This is a genomic window from Mesorhizobium sp. P5_C1, from assembly GCF_054049815.1.
The window spans coordinates 1-1,184 of record NZ_JBFULQ010001022.1; the positions used below are offsets into that span (position 1 = coordinate 1).

Consider the following 1,184-nt stretch of genomic DNA (forward strand, 5'->3'; position numbering starts at 1 on the left):
GGTACAAGGGGTCGAGCCGGCTGGCCAGGAGCTCGATGACGCCGACCGGCATGAAACCGCCGAGGACCACGGTTTCGGGATCGAGCGCGAGTTCGAGCATGTTGATCGCCTGGCGCAGCGGATCGATTGCCTGGACGACCCATGCTTCCAGACTGTCGCCATTGGCCAGCAATGCCTGGAGCAATTCCGGCGAGGCATGATCGGGGTCGGGGATTTCCAGGCACTCATAGGCGGCGCGCAACGAGACATAGCGTTCGAGACAGCCGCGCTTGCCGCAGCCGCATTCGAGGCCGCCGGGCTTGACGATCATGTGGCCGATCTCGCCGGCATTGTGGCGGCTGCCCTTGTAGAGATGGCCGTCCAGGAACAGGCCGGCGCCAAGGCCGGTGCCGATGAACAAATAGACGAAGCTGCCGAGGTTGCGGGCAACGCCATAGAGCCGCTCGCCGATGGCGGCGGCGGTGGCATCGTTCTCGACCGTTACTGGAATGCCGGTCAGCCGCTGCAGCTCTTCGGCGACGGGGAAATCCTGCCAGCCGGGCAGGGCGGTCGGCCCGACCGAGGTCATGCCCTCGACGTCGAACGGACCCGGCATCGCCATGCCGATGCCAAGCAGGCGGCTGCGGTCGAAACGAAACTTGCGCATCAGGTCGCCGGCTATCGCGGCCAGCAAGGGCATCGCCTGCGCCGGCGCCGGCCGGTCGACCGGGCGCTCGATGCGGGCGCGAACCGTGCCTGACAGATCGGTGATGACGCCGACCGCCAGCTGGTGGTCGAGCTGCAAACCGATCGAATAGCCGCCGTCGGGATTGATGGAGTAGGGGACCGCCGGCTGGCCGCGTGCGCCTTTCAGCGTGGCTTGCGCGCGAAGCAGCTGTTCCCGCTCGAGTTCCTCGACGATGTTGGAGATTGTCTGCGTGCTCAGTGCCGTCAGGCGCGCGATTGCCGCCCGCGACAAGGCACCGTTGGTCCTGATCGCTTCGATCACGACGCGGCGATTGTGTGACTTGGCCTGTTCGAGATTGGTGCCAGCGATGGCTTTTCTAGGGGGCATGTGCGCGTTACCAACGAACCTTCCGCAGAAAACAAATCAAGTTGATTTAATTATACGCAATGGTAGCTACCACTTCTAGCGGGTTTCGCAATGGCAGCGCCATCGTGCCACGCGCGGATCAGCATTATTT

The 1,184-nt window shown here is 64.0% G+C and carries 1 protein-coding gene; it reads right to left on the bottom strand.

Annotated elements, in window-relative coordinates:
* Nucleotides 1–1,054, bottom strand: a 1,054-nt coding sequence (locus tag ACXJ7R_RS33565; RefSeq protein WP_457155544.1) for an ROK family transcriptional regulator, incomplete at its 3' end; no start/stop codon positions are given.
* Between the last annotated feature and the right edge of the window lie 130 nt (nucleotides 1,055–1,184).